This is a genomic window from Bradyrhizobium sp. USDA 3315, from assembly GCF_054056795.1.
Genome location: NZ_JBSRYP010000001.1, coordinates 3,731,455 through 3,745,687, shown reverse-complemented (window position 1 = coordinate 3,745,687; position 14,233 = coordinate 3,731,455). Strand labels below are relative to the sequence as shown.

Annotated in this window: 15 protein-coding genes; 7 read left to right on the top strand and 8 right to left on the bottom strand. The window is 64.7% G+C overall.

Annotated features, from left to right (window positions below; all coding sequences use genetic code 11):
* Nucleotides 1-62: 62 nt before the first annotated feature.
* The gene (locus ACVIYL_RS17215) at nucleotides 63-581 is read right to left on the bottom strand and encodes a cupin domain-containing protein (protein WP_028338582.1); all 519 of its coding nucleotides are present in this window, start codon (nucleotides 579-581) and stop codon (nucleotides 63-65) included.
* A gap of 146 nt (nucleotides 582-727) precedes the next feature.
* Here ACVIYL_RS17215 and ACVIYL_RS17210 point away from each other — a divergent pair, with 146 nt between their 5' ends.
* Nucleotides 728-931 (top strand): CsbD family protein, encoded by a 204-nt coding sequence (locus ACVIYL_RS17210; RefSeq protein WP_456779250.1) that lies wholly within the window; start codon nucleotides 728-730, stop codon nucleotides 929-931.
* A gap of 57 nt (nucleotides 932-988) precedes the next feature.
* On the opposite strand, the gene ACVIYL_RS17205 is transcribed toward ACVIYL_RS17210, so the two are convergent.
* From ACVIYL_RS17205 to ggt, 3 genes are all read right to left on the bottom strand, one after another.
* Nucleotides 989-1,978: a D-2-hydroxyacid dehydrogenase family protein gene (locus tag ACVIYL_RS17205; RefSeq protein WP_456779249.1), complete on the bottom strand. Its 990-nt coding sequence runs from the start codon at nucleotides 1,976-1,978 to the stop codon at nucleotides 989-991.
* Between the two features lie 46 nt (nucleotides 1,979-2,024).
* Nucleotides 2,025-2,483 (bottom strand): FKBP-type peptidyl-prolyl cis-trans isomerase, encoded by a 459-nt coding sequence (locus ACVIYL_RS17200; RefSeq protein WP_092085911.1) that lies wholly within the window; start codon nucleotides 2,481-2,483, stop codon nucleotides 2,025-2,027.
* A gap of 263 nt (nucleotides 2,484-2,746) precedes the next feature.
* On the bottom strand, nucleotides 2,747-4,333 hold the full coding sequence (gene ggt / locus ACVIYL_RS17195) for a gamma-glutamyltransferase (RefSeq protein WP_076826098.1): 1,587 nt from the start codon (nucleotides 4,331-4,333) through the stop codon (nucleotides 2,747-2,749).
* Nucleotides 4,334-4,514: 181 nt separating this feature from the next.
* On the opposite strand from ggt, the gene trhO reads away from it, so the two are divergent.
* Both trhO and ACVIYL_RS17185 read left to right on the top strand, forming a co-directional pair.
* Nucleotides 4,515-5,306: an oxygen-dependent tRNA uridine(34) hydroxylase TrhO gene (trhO, locus tag ACVIYL_RS17190; RefSeq protein ID WP_456779248.1), complete on the top strand. Its 792-nt coding sequence runs from the start codon at nucleotides 4,515-4,517 to the stop codon at nucleotides 5,304-5,306.
* Nucleotides 5,299-5,514: a SlyX family protein gene (locus ACVIYL_RS17185; protein ID WP_076826095.1), complete on the top strand. Its 216-nt coding sequence runs from the start codon at nucleotides 5,299-5,301 to the stop codon at nucleotides 5,512-5,514. The genes trhO and ACVIYL_RS17185 overlap by 8 nt, the downstream gene beginning before the upstream one ends.
* A 29-nt stretch (nucleotides 5,515-5,543) precedes the next feature.
* On the opposite strand, the gene ACVIYL_RS17180 is transcribed toward ACVIYL_RS17185, so the two are convergent.
* Nucleotides 5,544-6,431 carry a LysR family transcriptional regulator gene (locus ACVIYL_RS17180; RefSeq protein ID WP_229189553.1) on the bottom strand — a complete coding sequence of 296 codons (888 nt, stop codon included), beginning with the start codon at nucleotides 6,429-6,431 and terminating at the stop codon, nucleotides 5,544-5,546.
* A gap of 381 nt (nucleotides 6,432-6,812) precedes the next feature.
* On the opposite strand from ACVIYL_RS17180, the gene ACVIYL_RS17175 reads away from it, so the two are divergent.
* The 3 genes from ACVIYL_RS17175 (at nucleotide 6,813) to ACVIYL_RS17165 (ending at nucleotide 9,338) form a co-directional block, all read left to right on the top strand.
* Nucleotides 6,813-7,226, top strand: a complete 414-nt coding sequence (locus ACVIYL_RS17175; protein WP_057016934.1) for a TadE/TadG family type IV pilus assembly protein — start codon at nucleotides 6,813-6,815, stop codon at nucleotides 7,224-7,226.
* A 1-nt stretch (nucleotide 7,227) separates the two neighbouring features.
* Nucleotides 7,228-8,898: a pilus assembly protein TadG-related protein gene (locus ACVIYL_RS17170; RefSeq protein WP_456779247.1), complete on the top strand. Its 1,671-nt coding sequence runs from the start codon at nucleotides 7,228-7,230 to the stop codon at nucleotides 8,896-8,898.
* A gap of 152 nt (nucleotides 8,899-9,050) precedes the next feature.
* A complete protein-coding gene (locus tag ACVIYL_RS17165) occupies nucleotides 9,051-9,338 on the top strand; it encodes a PilZ domain-containing protein (RefSeq protein ID WP_456779246.1) in 288 nt (95 codons plus the stop codon).
* A 124-nt stretch (nucleotides 9,339-9,462) separates the two neighbouring features.
* Here ACVIYL_RS17165 and ACVIYL_RS17160 read toward each other — a convergent pair whose 3' ends face one another.
* The gene (locus ACVIYL_RS17160; protein ID WP_028333252.1) at nucleotides 9,463-9,648 is read right to left on the bottom strand and encodes a hypothetical protein; all 186 of its coding nucleotides are present in this window, start codon (nucleotides 9,646-9,648) and stop codon (nucleotides 9,463-9,465) included.
* A gap of 121 nt (nucleotides 9,649-9,769) precedes the next feature.
* On the opposite strand from ACVIYL_RS17160, the gene hemE reads away from it, so the two are divergent.
* On the top strand, nucleotides 9,770-10,816 hold the full coding sequence (gene hemE, locus ACVIYL_RS17155; protein WP_456779245.1) for a uroporphyrinogen decarboxylase: 1,047 nt from the start codon (nucleotides 9,770-9,772) through the stop codon (nucleotides 10,814-10,816).
* A gap of 153 nt (nucleotides 10,817-10,969) precedes the next feature.
* Here hemE and ACVIYL_RS17150 read toward each other — a convergent pair whose 3' ends face one another.
* Nucleotides 10,970-12,583 (bottom strand): GMC family oxidoreductase, encoded by a 1,614-nt coding sequence (locus ACVIYL_RS17150; RefSeq protein ID WP_456779244.1) that lies wholly within the window; start codon nucleotides 12,581-12,583, stop codon nucleotides 10,970-10,972.
* A 59-nt stretch (nucleotides 12,584-12,642) separates the two neighbouring features.
* Nucleotides 12,643-14,232, bottom strand: a complete 1,590-nt coding sequence (mhpA, locus tag ACVIYL_RS17145) for a bifunctional 3-(3-hydroxy-phenyl)propionate/3-hydroxycinnamic acid hydroxylase MhpA (RefSeq protein ID WP_456779243.1) — start codon at nucleotides 14,230-14,232, stop codon at nucleotides 12,643-12,645.
* Nucleotide 14,233 lies beyond the last annotated feature (1 nt).

The following is a 14,233-nucleotide window of genomic DNA, read 5'->3' as shown; positions in this document are numbered from 1 at the left end:
TGCCGCGCGTGGAGGCATGGATTGCTTCGTCGCTATCGCTCCTCGCAATGACGTGATGAGAGTCACTTCTTCTCGTCGGGATGGCGGTGCACCGGATCGACCCACAGCACGGTCTCCGGCTTCTCGATCGGCTCGATGTCGAGGTTGATCGCAACCGCCTCGCCGTCGGAGCGCACCAGCACGCATTCCAGCACCTCGTCGCGGCTGGCATTGATCTCCTGATGCGGCACGTAGGGCGGCACGAAGATGAAATCGCCGGGGCCGGCCTCGGCGGTGAACTGCAGCTTCTCGCCCCAGCGCATCCGCGCCTTGCCCTTCACGACATAGATGATGCTTTCGAGATGGCCGTGATGATGCGCGCCGGTCTTGGCGTCCGGCTTGATGCTGACGGTGCCCGCCCACAATTTCTGCGCGCCGACCCGGGCAAAATTGATCGCGGCCTTGCGGTCCATGCCGGCGGTCGACGGCACGTTCGGATCGAGCTGGTTGCCGGGAATCACGCGGACGCCGTCGTGCTTCCAGCGCTCGTCGTCGTGATGGTGATGGTCGTGGGAATGGGTGTGATCGTGGGAACCGCTCATCATTCTTGCTTTCGTTGGCCTGATTTCGTGCGTGGAACGCTAGCGAAAAGCAGCCGCGCAGGCGAGCGGAAAATCGGAACCTCGCCGAATCGGAACATCGCCATGTTCCGGCGCGTTACCTCAGCGTATTCCGAAGGAGTAATTTCATGGGTAGCACGACCGATAGGATCAAGGGCACGGCCAACGAGGCGATCGGCAGGTTCAAGCGGCGTCTTGGCAAGGTCACCAGCTCTCCGGCGATGCAGGGCAGAGGCGCGATCCTGGAAGCCAAGGGCAAGGGACAGAAGGCACTCGGCGGCATCAAGAGGATTGTCGGCAGGGTGACCTCAGCGGCTCACTGGCCTCGCTGAACGAGAGATGACACGGCCGCCCCATCGAGCCGGCCGTTCGAGCATGAACGACGCTGCTCAGCCGCGCGGGCGCGGATGTGCCAGAACATCCGGGTTCACGACATTGGTCGGCGTGCCGGCCGCGTAGGCCAATATCTGGTCGAAGATGTCGGTGAACTGGATTTCGTACTCGTCGCGCGAGACGTAGCCGAGATGCGGCGTGCAGACCACATTGTCCATGTTGAGCAGCGGGTCCGTCGTGTCGCGCAGCGGCTCCTTCTCGTAGACGTCGATCGCGGCCATGCCTGGCCGGCCGGCACGCAACGCATTGACCAGCGCGCCGGGCTCGATCAGCGGCGCGCGGCTGGTGTTGACGATCAGCGCGGTCTGTTTCATTTGCGCGAGGTCTTCCGCCGTGACGATGCCGCGTGTCGCTTCCACCAGCCGCATATGCAGCGACAGCACGTCGCAGCGGGCAAAGAAATCCGCCTTGCTGGCTGATGTCTCATAGCCGTCGGCACGCGCCTTCGCCATCGCCGGCTCGCGCGCCCAGACCAGCACGTTCATGCCGAACGCCTTGCCATAGCCCGCGACCACGGCGCCGATGCGGCCGTAGCCATAGATGCCGAGCGTCTTGCCGCGCAGCGTATGACCGACGCCGATCTGCCACTTGCCCGCTTTCAGCGCTGCCATCTGTTGCGGAATCGCGCGCATCGCCGCGAGGATCATGCCCCAGGTGAACTCGGCGGTGGCGTAGGACGGCGTATCGGCATGCTGGCTCGACGACACGATGATGCCGAGCCGCGTGCAGGTGTCGATGTCGATATGCGGATAGACGCTGCGCTGGCTGATCAGCTTCAGCTTCGGCAGACGTTCGAGCAGCGGGGTGCGGATCTGGGTGCGCTCGCGGATCAGGACCAGCGCGTCGGTATCGCGCAGTCGTTCGGCGAGTGCGTCGACGTCCTGGACGTGATCGTTCCAGATCTTGACGTCATGCCCGTCGAGCTTGCGGTAGCAATCGAGGGTGCGCAGCGTGTCGAAATAATCGTCGAGGATCGAGATCTTCATCGCTGCGCCCCTGTTGTTGTGGGCCGGTTACTTGACGCCCATCAGCTTATTTGACGCCAAGCAGTTCGACGTCGAACATCAGCGTGGCGTTCGGCGGGATCACGCCGCCGGCGCCGCGCGCGCCGTAGCCGAGGTTCGGCGGGATGATCAGGGTGCGCTTGCCGCCGACCTTCATGGTGGCGACGCCCTCGTCCCAGCCCTTGATCACGTGGCCCTGGCCGATCGGAAACTCGAACGGCTCGTTGCGATCGACCGAGGAGTCGAATTTCTTGCCCTTCTGGCCGTTCTCGTAGAGCCAGCCGGTATAGTGCATGACGCAGGTCTGGCCGGTCTTCGGCGAGGCGCCGGTGCCGACCGTGCTGTCGATGATCTGGAGGCCTGAAGCTGTGGTCATGGGCTTTCCTGCAGTTTGGGCCGTTGCCGTCCCGCTGACAACGGACGTGGAGACTGCCGCCGCAAGGCCGGCAAATGCAGTCTTGATGATCGTGCGTCGGGAAGATCGCATCTTGCACCTCTCGTGAAGGACGGCCGTCTCTAGCCCAGTGCGGGTCGAATCCCTAGCCATTTTTCAGTGACCGGCCATGCCGCCGTCGCGGTCCAGCGCAAAATCGCCGAGCAATGGCGACGACGCGCCCGCGATGAGATCACCGATCAGTTGCGCCGCCAGATATGAGTAGGTGATGCCGGTGACGGGCTTCCGCGGGGCAGGACTAGCACCATCCCCGCGACAACACCTTGTTTCCGCCGACCCCTGATCGCCCGCGACAATCAGTAGCCGAGCGCGCAGCCGTCCTTGCGCGGGTCGGAGCCGCCCGTCAGCGTCCCCTTGTCCCAATCGATCCAGATGCCCTGCCCGCCGCCGAGCGGCGCGACCACGCTGGTGGTCTTGTGACCGATCTTCTTCAGGCCTTCGACGATCTCCGCCGGCACAGAGTCCTCGAGCTGGTAGACGCCTTCGTAGTGCAGGCCGCGCGGCATATCGATGGCTTCCTGAATGTCGCAGCCATAGTCGAGCATGTTGGTCAGCACACGGGTCTGGCCGACCGGCTGGTACTGCCCGCCCATCACGCCGTACGGCATCAGCGCGCGGCCGTTCCTGGTGACCAGCGCCGGGATGATGGTGTGCAGCGGACGCTTGCCCGGTGCGATGCAATTCGGATGTCCGGGCTGGATGCGGAAGCCGCCGGCGCGGTTCTGCAGCAGGACGCCGGTCTTGTTGGAGACGATCGCCGAGCCGAACGAATGCGCGATCGAATTGATGAACGAGCAGACGTTGCGATCCTTGTCGACCACCGTGATGTAGACCGTCGACGGATTCATCGGCGGCGCGACGTTCGGCAGTTCGAGCAGCCGGTCCATCCGGATGTTCTTGATGTGCTCTTCGGCGAATTCCCTGGCGAGGATGCCGGCAACGTCGACATGCACGTGCTGGGGATCGCCGATATGCTGCTCGCGCATCATGTAGGCGATGCGTGCCGCCTCGGCCTCGAGATGGAAGCGCTCGATGCTGAGCGGCTTGAACTTGGTCAGGTCGAAGCGCGACAGGATGTTGAGCATGACCAGCATGGTGATGCCGGGGCCGTTCGGCGGGCACTGCCAGACGTCGTAGCCCTTGTACATCGTGCCGATCGGCGAGGTCGCCTCGGTCGAGTGCGCGGCGAAGTCCTCGAGCGTGTGCAGGCCGCCGATGCCGCGCAGCGTGTCGACCATGTCGGCGGCGATCTCGCCGCTATAGAAGGCGTCGCGGCCCTTTTGCGCGATCGCGCGCAGCGTCTTGCCGAGCTCGGGCTGGCGGATCACGTCGCCGGCAACCGCGGGCCTGCCGTGCGGCAACAGATAGCGCTCGGTGTTGGTGCCGTTCTTCAGCTTCTCGAAGCCGTTCTTCCAGTCGAAGGCGATGCGCGGCGCGACCACGTAGCCCTCTTCGGCGGCCTTGATCGCGGGCTGCAGCAGCCGGTCGAAGCCGAACTTGCCGTGGTCCTTCAGGATCACGTCCCAGGCATCGACCGCGCCGGGAATGCTGACCGCATGTGCCGAGGTCAGCGGCACCGAATGGATCTTGCGCTCGAGATACCAGTCGGCGGTCGCCGCCATCGGCGCCCGGCCGCTGCCGTTGTAGGCGGTGATCTTGCCTTCCCCCCTCGGCTGGATCAGCGCGAAGCAGTCGCCGCCGATGCCGGTCGATTGCGGCTCGATGACGCCGAGCAGCGCACAGGCTGCAACCGCCGCGTCGGCGGCCGTGCCGCCCTCGCGCATCACCTCGATGGCCGCGAGCGCCGCTTCCGGATGCGACGTCGCCACCATCGCGTTCTGGGCGTGGACCGTGGAACGGCCGGCGAAATGGAAATTCCTCATAACGGAGTGCTCGCTTGATCGTGATGGTCTGATGCGGCTGCGGCGGATGATGCCAAGGGAGTACAAAGTACATGGCACACTCATCCCCGGCTGAGCAATGCCTGGCATGCCAGGGGAATTATCCCGACAATGCATGGCTTTGCGGGTTTCGCCGGCCTGGCCGGCCTGATAAACCCCGGCGATGCCCTTCAAGGTCGCCGCCTTCTACCAGTTCGCCGCGCTGCCGGACTTCCGCGCGCTGCGCGAGCCGCTGCGCGCGTTCTGCGCCGGGCTCGATCTCAAGGGCAGCGTGCTGCTCGCGCATGAGGGCATCAACGGCACCATTGCCGGCACCGACCAAGGCATCGATGACTTCGTTGCGGAGCTCAGGCACGGAGCACTGTTCGGCGGCCGCCTCGACAATCTCGAGCTGAAGTTCTCCGAAGCGGCGCAGATGCCATTCCAGCGGCTCAAGGTGCGGCTGAAAAGGGAGATCGTCACGCTCGGCGACACCACGGTCGATCCGACGCGGCAGGTCGGCACCTATGTCGATGCCGCCGACTGGAACGAGCTGATCGCCGCGCCTGACATCATGGTGCTCGATACCCGCAACGCGTTCGAGGTCGCGATGGGCACGTTCGAAGGCGCGGTGGATCCGAGGATCGCGAGCTTTGGACAATTCAAGGAATTTGCGGCGCGGCACCTCGATCCGGCTAAGCACCGCAGGATTGCGATGTTCTGCACCGGCGGCATCCGCTGCGAGAAGGCCAGCGCCTATCTGCTCGCGCAAGGTTTTGCCGAGGTCTATCACCTCAAGGGCGGCATCCTGAAATATCTCGAGGAAACGCCGCAGCAGGACAGCCGCTGGCGCGGCGACTGTTTTGTGTTCGACGAGCGTGTCGCGCTCGGCCACGGCCTGCGCGAGCGCGCGGGAGCGCGTTCGAGCGACGCGGAGCGCGCGGCTGCCCCCTGCGAGGCTGCCGTCCATGAATGACACGGCCAAGCTGAGCGAGCGGATCGAGGCGCTGGAGGTTCGCCTGACCTATCAGGACGAAACCATCGAGACGCTGAACCAGACCATCACGGCACAATGGAAGCAGATCGACGCGCTGACGCGCCAGATCGCCGAGTTGCGCGACCGGCTTCAGGAGGCCGAACGCCAGGCGCCCGGCCCCGCCAACGAACGCCCACCGCACTATTGATCGGTGCCGCCGGACCGCGGCAGCACCGGCTACATGTTGCTCACCTGACGCATCGGCTTCGCGCCGCTGAAGAACAGGCTGGACAACCGCTGCACCATCGCCGTGGCGCGGCTGCCTTCGAGACCAGGGCGAACGCACAGCAGGCGCTTCTGCAACGGAAGCTCCGGAAGATAATAGTCCTTCGCCGAGATCAGCGAGGACGGGATCATCCGCTCGGGGCACGCCGTCAGGCCGTACCCGGCCCGGGCGGCTTCCAGTCGCAGCTGGTGGTTCGGGCTCCTGAACACGATCTTGTACGTGATGTTGTGCTTGGTGAGCGTCCGGATCATCCAGTCGTCACCTGGCCAGGCCAGGATCGGGATCGGGGCGCCCGGCCGCAGCACAAAATCGCGCGATCGCACCCACACCGACCGCTCCTCGGCTTCGGCGGCGATCGTCACCTCGTCTTCGTTCTCCTGCGAAGGGTTGCTGTAGACGAACGCGATGTCGATGTAGCCGTCGATCACCCCCCTGATGACGGCCGGTGACATGTCGGCGTGCAGCAGAACGTCGGCGAGTGCATCGGAGGGATGCAGCTTCAGGAATTCCTCCGCGAGCATCGTGCTGATTCCCAGCCGCAACGGCTGGGGTCCTTCATGATTGCCGCCGAGCCGAAGCAGTTGATCGTTGGCTTCGAGGATGCGCCTCGCCTGCTGCACGGCGACCTTGCCGAGCTCGGTGGTCGTGGTGCCGTTTGCGGTTCTGACGAAGAGTGCGCCACCAATCAGGCTTTGCAGGCGCTTGACCTGCGAACTGATCGCCGGCTGGCTGAGGCCGAGACGCTCCCCGGCTTTCGACAGGCTGCCTGTCTCCGCGATCGCAACGACGGTGCGAACGATTTCAGTAGGAATATTCAAATGCTGACGCGGTCTATGCATCGCGAGCCCTCCAGTCTCAGCACGGGACGCAATTCCAATCTCCACAGTATGTCATCAGGCTATACTAACATTTGGTTGCACTTTCGTTTAGCCACAATTACCCGCCAAGGCACTGATATTGCAGGCCATATGTATTGTTACGTGCATTGCTCCGCATATCACGGTATCCAACAACTACATCTCCACACGCTGCAGCACCTCAACCGCACCACACCCCGGGTTTTTGCGGGTATCGCATCAAATATTCTGATCGCCCCATAACGCTTCACTGACCCGATAAGTCTGAATTGCGGCCGCTGATTCGTGAAAGCGTTTTCATAGTTTTCCTTAATCAAAGCCTCGCAACGTGACGTCGTCGTTGGCGTTTCGAGGTGTGTTGCAATGACCAGTTTTTTTCGCTGCCGAAGCGGTGCGTCCGCCGTCGAATTCGCGCTGATGCTGCCGCTGTTTCTTGCCTTCATTTTCGGCATCATCGTCTTCGGCTCGTATCTCGCCATGGTGCATGGCGTTCAGCAACTCGCCGCCGAAGCGGCGCGGTCATCCATCGCGGGAATGACCGACACCGAACGCAACAGCCTCGCGACGAGCTACGTCACCGCCAACGCGTCGACCTATCCATTGCTCGTCCCCGGCAATCTCACGGTCAATGCCGCGCCGTCTCCATCGAATGCCAACGTCTACGTCGTGACGGTCAACTACAACGCGGCCGGCAACTTCATCTACAAGCTGCCCTTCGTCCCCGCCCCGGCGAGCACCATCGTCCGCTCCGCGGCGATTCAGTACGGGGGATTCTAGGATGAGAGGCGTCCTCATGCTGATGCGGCGCTTTGGCGCCGACGAACGAGGAAACTTCGCGATGATCAGCGCCGGCCTGATGACGCTCCTGATCGGGTGCGCCGGGCTCGCCATCGATCTCGGCACGATCTTCGCCGACCGGCGCAAGACGCAGAGCACCGCCGATCTCGCCGCGATCGTCGCCGCCGCCAACCTGAACAATCCGGTCAACGCCGCCACCGCGACGGTGACGCAGAACAAGTACCCGGCCAGTGCGCTGGTCAAGGTCGAGACAGGAACCTACACCGCAAACAGCGCCATCGCGCCGCAGGCCCGTTTCGTGACCCCGGCGGTCGGCACTCCCAACGCCGCGCGGGTCACGCTGAACACCCAGACCCCGCTCTACTTCGCGCGCTACCTCACCGGCGCGAGCAGCTTCACCATCAAGACGACCGCCACCGCGACATCGACCGAGATGGCCTCGTTCGCGATCGGGTCGAGGCTGCTGTCGGTCAACGGCGGCGCGCTCAATGCGCTGCTCGGCTCGATGCTCGGCACCACGCTGTCGCTTTCGGTGATGGACTACAATGCGCTGATCAGCGCGAAGATCGACGCACTGGACTTCCTGTCGGCACTGGCGACCCGGGTCAATCTGACCGGCGTCACCTATAGCGACCTGCTGAGCAGCAACATCAAGGTCGGCGACATCGTCGCGTCCGCGCTGACCACCCAGCAGATCACCAACGGCGCCAACGCGGCGACCACAGCGCTGTCGACGATCTCCCAGGCCGTCACCGGCTCCACCACCAAGATTTCGCCGGGCACGCTGGTCGACCTCGGTCCCTTCGCCAATCTCACGGTGGGGCAGAAACCCAAGGTGGGCGCCAGTGTTTCGGTGTTCGACCTGATTTCCACGGTGGCGCAGATCGCCAACGGCAACCATCAGATCGCGACCTCGATCAATCTCGGGCTGCCGGGCATTGCCAACGTCTCCGTGATCGCAACGATCGGCGAGCGACCGGTCGGCTCGAGCTGGATCGCGATCGGCACCCAGGGTGTGAGCGTTCACACCGCGCAGACCAGGATCCTGGCGACCATCAATGTTCTCGGCTCCGGCACCGTGTCTGCGATCAATCTCCCGGTCTATGTCGAGGTCGCCTCGGGCACCGCGACACTCAACGCGGTGTCCTGCGGCCACCCCAACATCAACACCTCGCAGGTCACGATCGGCGTGACGCCTGGGATCGTGGATGCATGGATCGGCAACGTCACGATCGCCGACATGACCAACTTCACGACCAAGCCCAATCCGCCGCCGGCGATACTGGTCAACCTTGGTCTCGCCACCGTCACCGGCCTCGCCCATGCCGGCATGGGCAACACCACGCCGACCAATGTCAATTTCAGTTACAGCGACATCCAGTCGGGCACCAAGAAGACGGTGACGACGACCAACTTCCTTTCATCGCTGACAGGAAGTCTGCTCGGCGACCTCTCGCTGACCATCAATCTCGGCCCGCTCGGGCTGCCGATCCCCGGATTGGGGGCGCTCGTCATGAGCATCCTGAACGGCGTGACGAGTTCAGTCGATCAGGTGCTGGCGTCGCTGCTCGCGACGCTCGGCATCGGGCTCGGTCAGGTCGATGTTTGGGTGCTGGGCATCCGCTGCGATGGCGCCGTGCTGGTGAACTAGAGCATGGTCCGGAAACGTGCGAAGCGGTTTTCCCTCGCGACAAACGCAAAGCGTTTGCGCGGAGATCATGCTCGAACAAGAAGCGAAAGCGCGACCATCGCGCTTGAGGGGACCGATCGCGACGGGCATCACATCGGGCGTAGGAGACTACGGTGAGCACAACGATAAGATACAAGACCGACAGCCAACGAACGATCCTGCTGAAGCGCGGGACGATCTTCTTCCGCAACACCAGTGTCGGATGTCTTGTGCTCAACCTCTCGACCGGCGGCGCGGGGCTCGCCGTGGAAAGCGACGTCGCAATCCCGCTCGCGTTCGACCTCGAGATCGAGAGCGAACCGATCCGGCGGCACTGCATTGTGGCCTGGCGTCTGGAGCGGCGGCTCGGCGTGACCTTCGAATCTGACCGGATGCAGCGCCCCGCAAGCGGCCCCGTCTAGATTATCCCGGCGATCACGGTGCGCGGACGGGCCCGGTCGCTCCGAGCCACCGCTCCGCGGCGAATAGTTCGCCGCATGTGGAGCTCATATGGCATCGTGGTTAGCAGCCGCTGGGATATACCAGCTAATTGTCCCGATTGCCGTCGTGCTTCGACGGCGCGGGCTGCGTGGCGCTGACCGGATCGGAGGCCGGGAAGGTATCCTCGAGCCCCTCCTTCAGCCGGGTGCGGGCCTTGCGGTCGGCAGCCTGCGCCTCGTGCGGCTTCTCGGCATGCTTGTCGTGCGGGGCAGGATCGAATTTGTCGGCCATGTCGTCCCTCCATTCGGGGGACAACGCGGCCGCGCAAAGGGGGGTTCCAGAACCGCCTTGGCCCATTGCGCTGCAGCGTGTATCAGGGGCGCAAATTTGACCGTGATCAGGAACTATCCGCGTGCCCCAGGATCCCACCAAGAAGCCGCTCATCGACGTGCTGTCGGGCCACCGCCAGGCCGTGCCGCCGCTCTGGATGATGCGGCAGGCCGGCCGCTATCTGCCGGAATATCGCGAGCTGCGCGCCAAGGCCGGCGGCTTCCTCGATCTCTGCTTCACGCCCGAATTCGCCGCCGAGGTCACGCTGCAGCCGATCCGCCGGTTCAACTTCGACGCCGCGATCATCTTCTCCGACATCCTGGTAATCCCCTACGCGCTCGGCCGCTCGGTGCGCTTCGAGGCCGGCGAAGGACCGCGGCTCGATCCGCTGGCAACGCCCGGCGAAATCGCGACGCTCTCGACCCATGCCAACTTCGACCAGCTCGAGCCGGTGTTTGAAGCGTTGCGCCGCGTTCGTCGCGAACTCGCCCCCGAGATTGCGCTGATCGGCTTCTGCGGCGCGCCGTGGACGGTCGCGACCTACATGGTGGCCGGACAGGGCACGCCGGACCAGGCACCCGCGCGGATGCTTGCCTACCGCCATCCGGATGCGTTCGCCAAGATCATCGACGTGCTGGTCGAGAACTCGATCCACTATCTCGTCGGCCAGTTGAAGGCCGGTGCCGACTGCCTGCAGATCTTCGACACTTGGGCCGGCGTGCTGCCGCCGCGCGAGTTCACCCGCTGGGCGATCGAGCCGACCCGGCGCATCGTGGCCGGGGTGCGCAAGCAGGTCCCCGATGCCAGGATCATCGGCTTCCCGCGCGGCGCGGCAGGCATGCTGCCGGCCTATGTCGAGCAAACCGGCGTCGATGCGGTCTCGATCGATTGGGCCACCGAGCCGTCGATGATCCGCGAGCGCGTGCAGAGCCGGGTCGCGGTGCAGGGCAATCTCGATCCGCTGGCCCTGATTGCCGGCGGCGCCGCGCTCGACCGCGCGGTGGACGATGTGCTGGAGAACTTCGGCAAGGGACGGATGATCTTCAATCTCGGCCACGGCATCCTCCCCGAGACGCCGATCGCCCATGTCGAGCAGATGGTCGCACGGGTGCGCGCGTATAAGGGCTGACGTCCAGTCGCCCACTCTATCACCGTCACCCTGAGGAGCGCGCTCTTGCGCGCGTCTCGAAGGGGCGACGGCCCGGAGCTTTCCGAGCCGTCAGACCGGGGCCGTGCATCCTTCGAGACGCGCTACGCGCTCCTCAGGATGACGGATGGCGTCCTACCTCGCATCCTCCAGGATCATGTCCGACGCTTTCTCCGCGATCATGATCGTCGGCGCATTGGTGTTGCCCGACATCAGGTCCGGCATGACGGACGCATCGACCACGCGCAGACCTTCGATGCCGCGCACCTTGAGCCGCTGGTCGACCACCGCGAGCGGATCGTTGCCCATCCGGCAGGTCGAGGTCGGATGATAGACCGTGCTGCCGGTGCGCCGGCAGAAATCGAGCAGGTCGTCGTCGCTGACCACCTTGGCGCCGGGATCGACCTCGCCCACTGAATAGGATTTCAGCGCCGGTGCCGCCAGGATCTTGCGCAGGATACGGATGCCGTCGATGAAGGCGCGGCGATCGGTCTCGGTCGCCAGATAGTTGATGCGGATTTCCGGCGGCACGCCCGGGTCCGCGCTCCTGATCTTCAGCGAACCGCGGCTCTCCGGACGCAGCTGGCAGACCGAGGCCGTGAAGCCCGAGAACGGATGCAGCTGCTCGCCCATCTTGTCGGTCGAGAACGGCAGGAAGTGGATCTGGATGTCGGGCGAGGCAAGCCGCGGGCTGGTCTTGAAGAACGCGCCCGAGGTGCCGGCGGCGATCGTCAGCGGCCCCTTGCGCAGCGCGGCGTAGCGGAGGCCCGCCATGACGCGGCGCACGGGATGATTGATGACGTCGTTCAGCGTGACGGTCTGCGCGCAGCGCGTGACGATGCGGACCTGCATGTGGTCCTGCAGGTCGTTGCCGACGCCGGGCGCATCGAGCACGATGTCGATGCCGTGCTGCTTCAACAGATCGGCAGGGCCGACGCCGGAGAGCTGCAACAATTGCGGCGAGTTGTACGCACCGCTCGATACCAGCACCTCCCTGCGCGCCTTGGCCTTGCGCAATTGCCCGTTCTGCTTGTAGGCGACGCCGCTCGCGCGCTTGCCGTCGAACAGGATGCGCTGCGCCAGCGCCGAGGTCTCGACATGAAGATTGCCGCGCGTCAACGCCGGCCGCAGATAGGACCGCGCCGTCGAGGCGCGCCGGCCGCGCCGCGTCGTGGTCTGGAAGAAGCCCGCGCCCTCCTGGGTCGCGCCGTTGAAATCCGGATTGGTGGGAATCCCGACCTCGGCTGCGGCATACACGAAGGCCTCCGACAGCGGATCATGATGCCGCCAATCCGACACCGGCAGCGGGCCGCCGGCGCCGTGATAGGTGTTGGAGCCACGCTGCTGATCTTCCGCCTTCCGGAAATAGGGCAGGACGTCGTCATAGCCCCAGCCGGCATTGCCGCGCTGGCGCCAGCGGTCATAGTCCTCATGCTGGCCGCGCACATAGAGCAGGCCGTTGATCGAGCTGGAGCCGCCGAGCACCTTGCCGCGCGGCTGGAACACCTGCCGCCCGTTCAGGCCCGGCTCGGGCTCGGTCTGGTACATCCAGTTGACGGATTTTTCCTTGAACAGCTTGCCGTAGCCGAGCGGCACATGGATCCAGATGTTGCTGTCCTTCGGGCCGGCCTCGAGCAGCAGCACCGAGTGCTTGCCGTCAGCGCTCAGGCGGTTGGCGAGCACGCAACCGGCCGAGCCGGCACCGACGATGACGTAATCATACTCCGCCGCATCGCTATTGTTGTTCACTGGTTTCCCCCGGAATTTCTTTCTTCCGGTGGTACAGACAAAGCGCAGCCTTGAAAAGACTAGTGCCCTGCGCTGAGGTTCTGGAGCAGTTGCCCGACAAGCATACTGAGCTCGCCGGCATTGCGCGCGGCGCCGAAGACGTAGCGGTCCGGCCGCACGATGACGGCTGCGGAGTCATGCTGCCGCATCCAGTCCGCGAACAAACTGTCGCGTTCGATCACGGTCAGCATTCCGTTGGTATCGCGACTTTCGCCTGATGTGGCGATGACGACGCGCTCGCCTGACAGACGCTGCCAGGCGGCAGCGGACGCATCCGACAGCCACACCATCCGCTCCGCCGCCGTCGTCACGATCGCGAATTCCAGCTGCAGCAGATCGTCGAGCCGGCACGTCCGCCCATCCGGCGCGCGGACATGCGGCTGCACGAACAGCCGCCCGGCAAGCGCAGCATCGCGCGCGATCAGGCCGGAGACGAGATCGGGGATGAATTTCTGCCTGATGGTTTCGGCCTTGCCGGCCTTCAGGTCGGCGCGCAGCCGCATGTCGCGTTCGACGGCGGCCACCGGATCGAGCTCGCCGATGATCTTGCCGAATTCCTTGGCGCTGGCGACCACGGCGCGGACATGCGGCTTGCGCTCGATCTCGTAACTGTCGAGCAGCGCATCGCCGGCGTCGCCGCGAAGAACCAGCCGCAACTTCCAGGCCAGGTTCACCGCATCGCGGATACCGGCGCACAGCCCTTGCCCGAGGAACGGCGGCGTCTGGTGTACGGCATCGCCCATCAGCAGCACGCGGCGGTCGCGCCAGCGCCGGCCGAGCAGCGCGTGAAAGCGATAGACCGCCGAGCGCCAGATCGTCAGGTCCGAGATATCGGTGAAACCCTTGAGCAGCTTCACGACGTTGTCGGGCGCGCCGGCCGCCTCGGGATCCTCGCCGGGCAGCAACTTGATCTCCCAGCGCCGCAAATTGCGCGGGCCCGGCACGAAGGTGCCGGGACGCGACGGCCAGCAATACTGAAAACTCCTGGCCGGCCGCCTGGCGGGATCGTTGGTCAGCGTGTCGACCACCATCCACCATTCATCGAAGGCGAGGTCGTCGAGGCCGATGCCGAGCTGCTTGCGGACGAAGCTGTTGGCGCCGTCGCAGCCGACCAGATAGCGCGCGCGGATCAGGAACTCCTCGCCGGACTCGCGGCGCGCCGTCAGCATCACCGCGCCATCGTCCTGCTGCAGCGCCACGCCCGTGGCCGCAAGGAAAATGTCGGCATGCGGATAGTCGGCGAGCTTGTCGCGCAGCGCCTGCTCGACGTCCGGCTGCACGAAGGTCACGTTCGGAATCCAGCCGAGCGGAAACGGCGGCGGCATCGGATCGAAGATCTTGATGATCTCGCCGTCGACGCCGAGGTAGTGCGAGCCGTTATGCGGGGCGATCGCCTGCTCCATGAAATCGCCGAGCCCGATCGCCTGCAGCACGCGCAGCGCCTCGTGGTCGAGCGTGATCGCGCGCGGCTTGTCGTAGATGTCGGCAATGCGCTCGACGATGGCGACCCTCAAGCCGGATTTCGCGAGTAGATTGGCGAAGATGGCACCGACCGGCCCGAGGCCGACGATGGCCGCGTCATGGATGGGATTATCGGCTGACAATGACATG

Coding starts and splice junctions, on each gene's coding strand:
- ACVIYL_RS17175 (WP_057016934.1), top strand. CDS start 6,813: ATGACCAGTTTTTTTCGCTGCCGAAGCGGTGCGTCCGCCGTCGAATTC.
- ACVIYL_RS17170 (WP_456779247.1), top strand. CDS start 7,228: ATGAGAGGCGTCCTCATGCTGATGCGGCGCTTTGGCGCCGACGAACGA.
- ACVIYL_RS17215 (WP_028338582.1), bottom strand. CDS start 581: ATGAGCGGTTCCCACGATCACACCCATTCCCACGACCATCACCATCAC.
- ACVIYL_RS17160 (WP_028333252.1), bottom strand. CDS start 9,648: ATGGCCGACAAATTCGATCCTGCCCCGCACGACAAGCATGCCGAGAAG.
- trhO (WP_456779248.1), top strand. CDS start 4,515: ATGCCCTTCAAGGTCGCCGCCTTCTACCAGTTCGCCGCGCTGCCGGAC.
- ACVIYL_RS17205 (WP_456779249.1), bottom strand. CDS start 1,978: ATGAAGATCTCGATCCTCGACGATTATTTCGACACGCTGCGCACCCTC.
- ggt (WP_076826098.1), bottom strand. CDS start 4,333: ATGAGGAATTTCCATTTCGCCGGCCGTTCCACGGTCCACGCCCAGAAC.
- mhpA (WP_456779243.1), bottom strand. CDS start 14,232: ATGTCATTGTCAGCCGATAATCCCATCCATGACGCGGCCATCGTCGGC.
- ACVIYL_RS17210 (WP_456779250.1), top strand. CDS start 728: ATGGGTAGCACGACCGATAGGATCAAGGGCACGGCCAACGAGGCGATC.
- ACVIYL_RS17180 (WP_229189553.1), bottom strand. CDS start 6,431: ATGCATAGACCGCGTCAGCATTTGAATATTCCTACTGAAATCGTTCGC.
- ACVIYL_RS17200 (WP_092085911.1), bottom strand. CDS start 2,483: ATGCGATCTTCCCGACGCACGATCATCAAGACTGCATTTGCCGGCCTT.
- ACVIYL_RS17185 (WP_076826095.1), top strand. CDS start 5,299: ATGAATGACACGGCCAAGCTGAGCGAGCGGATCGAGGCGCTGGAGGTT.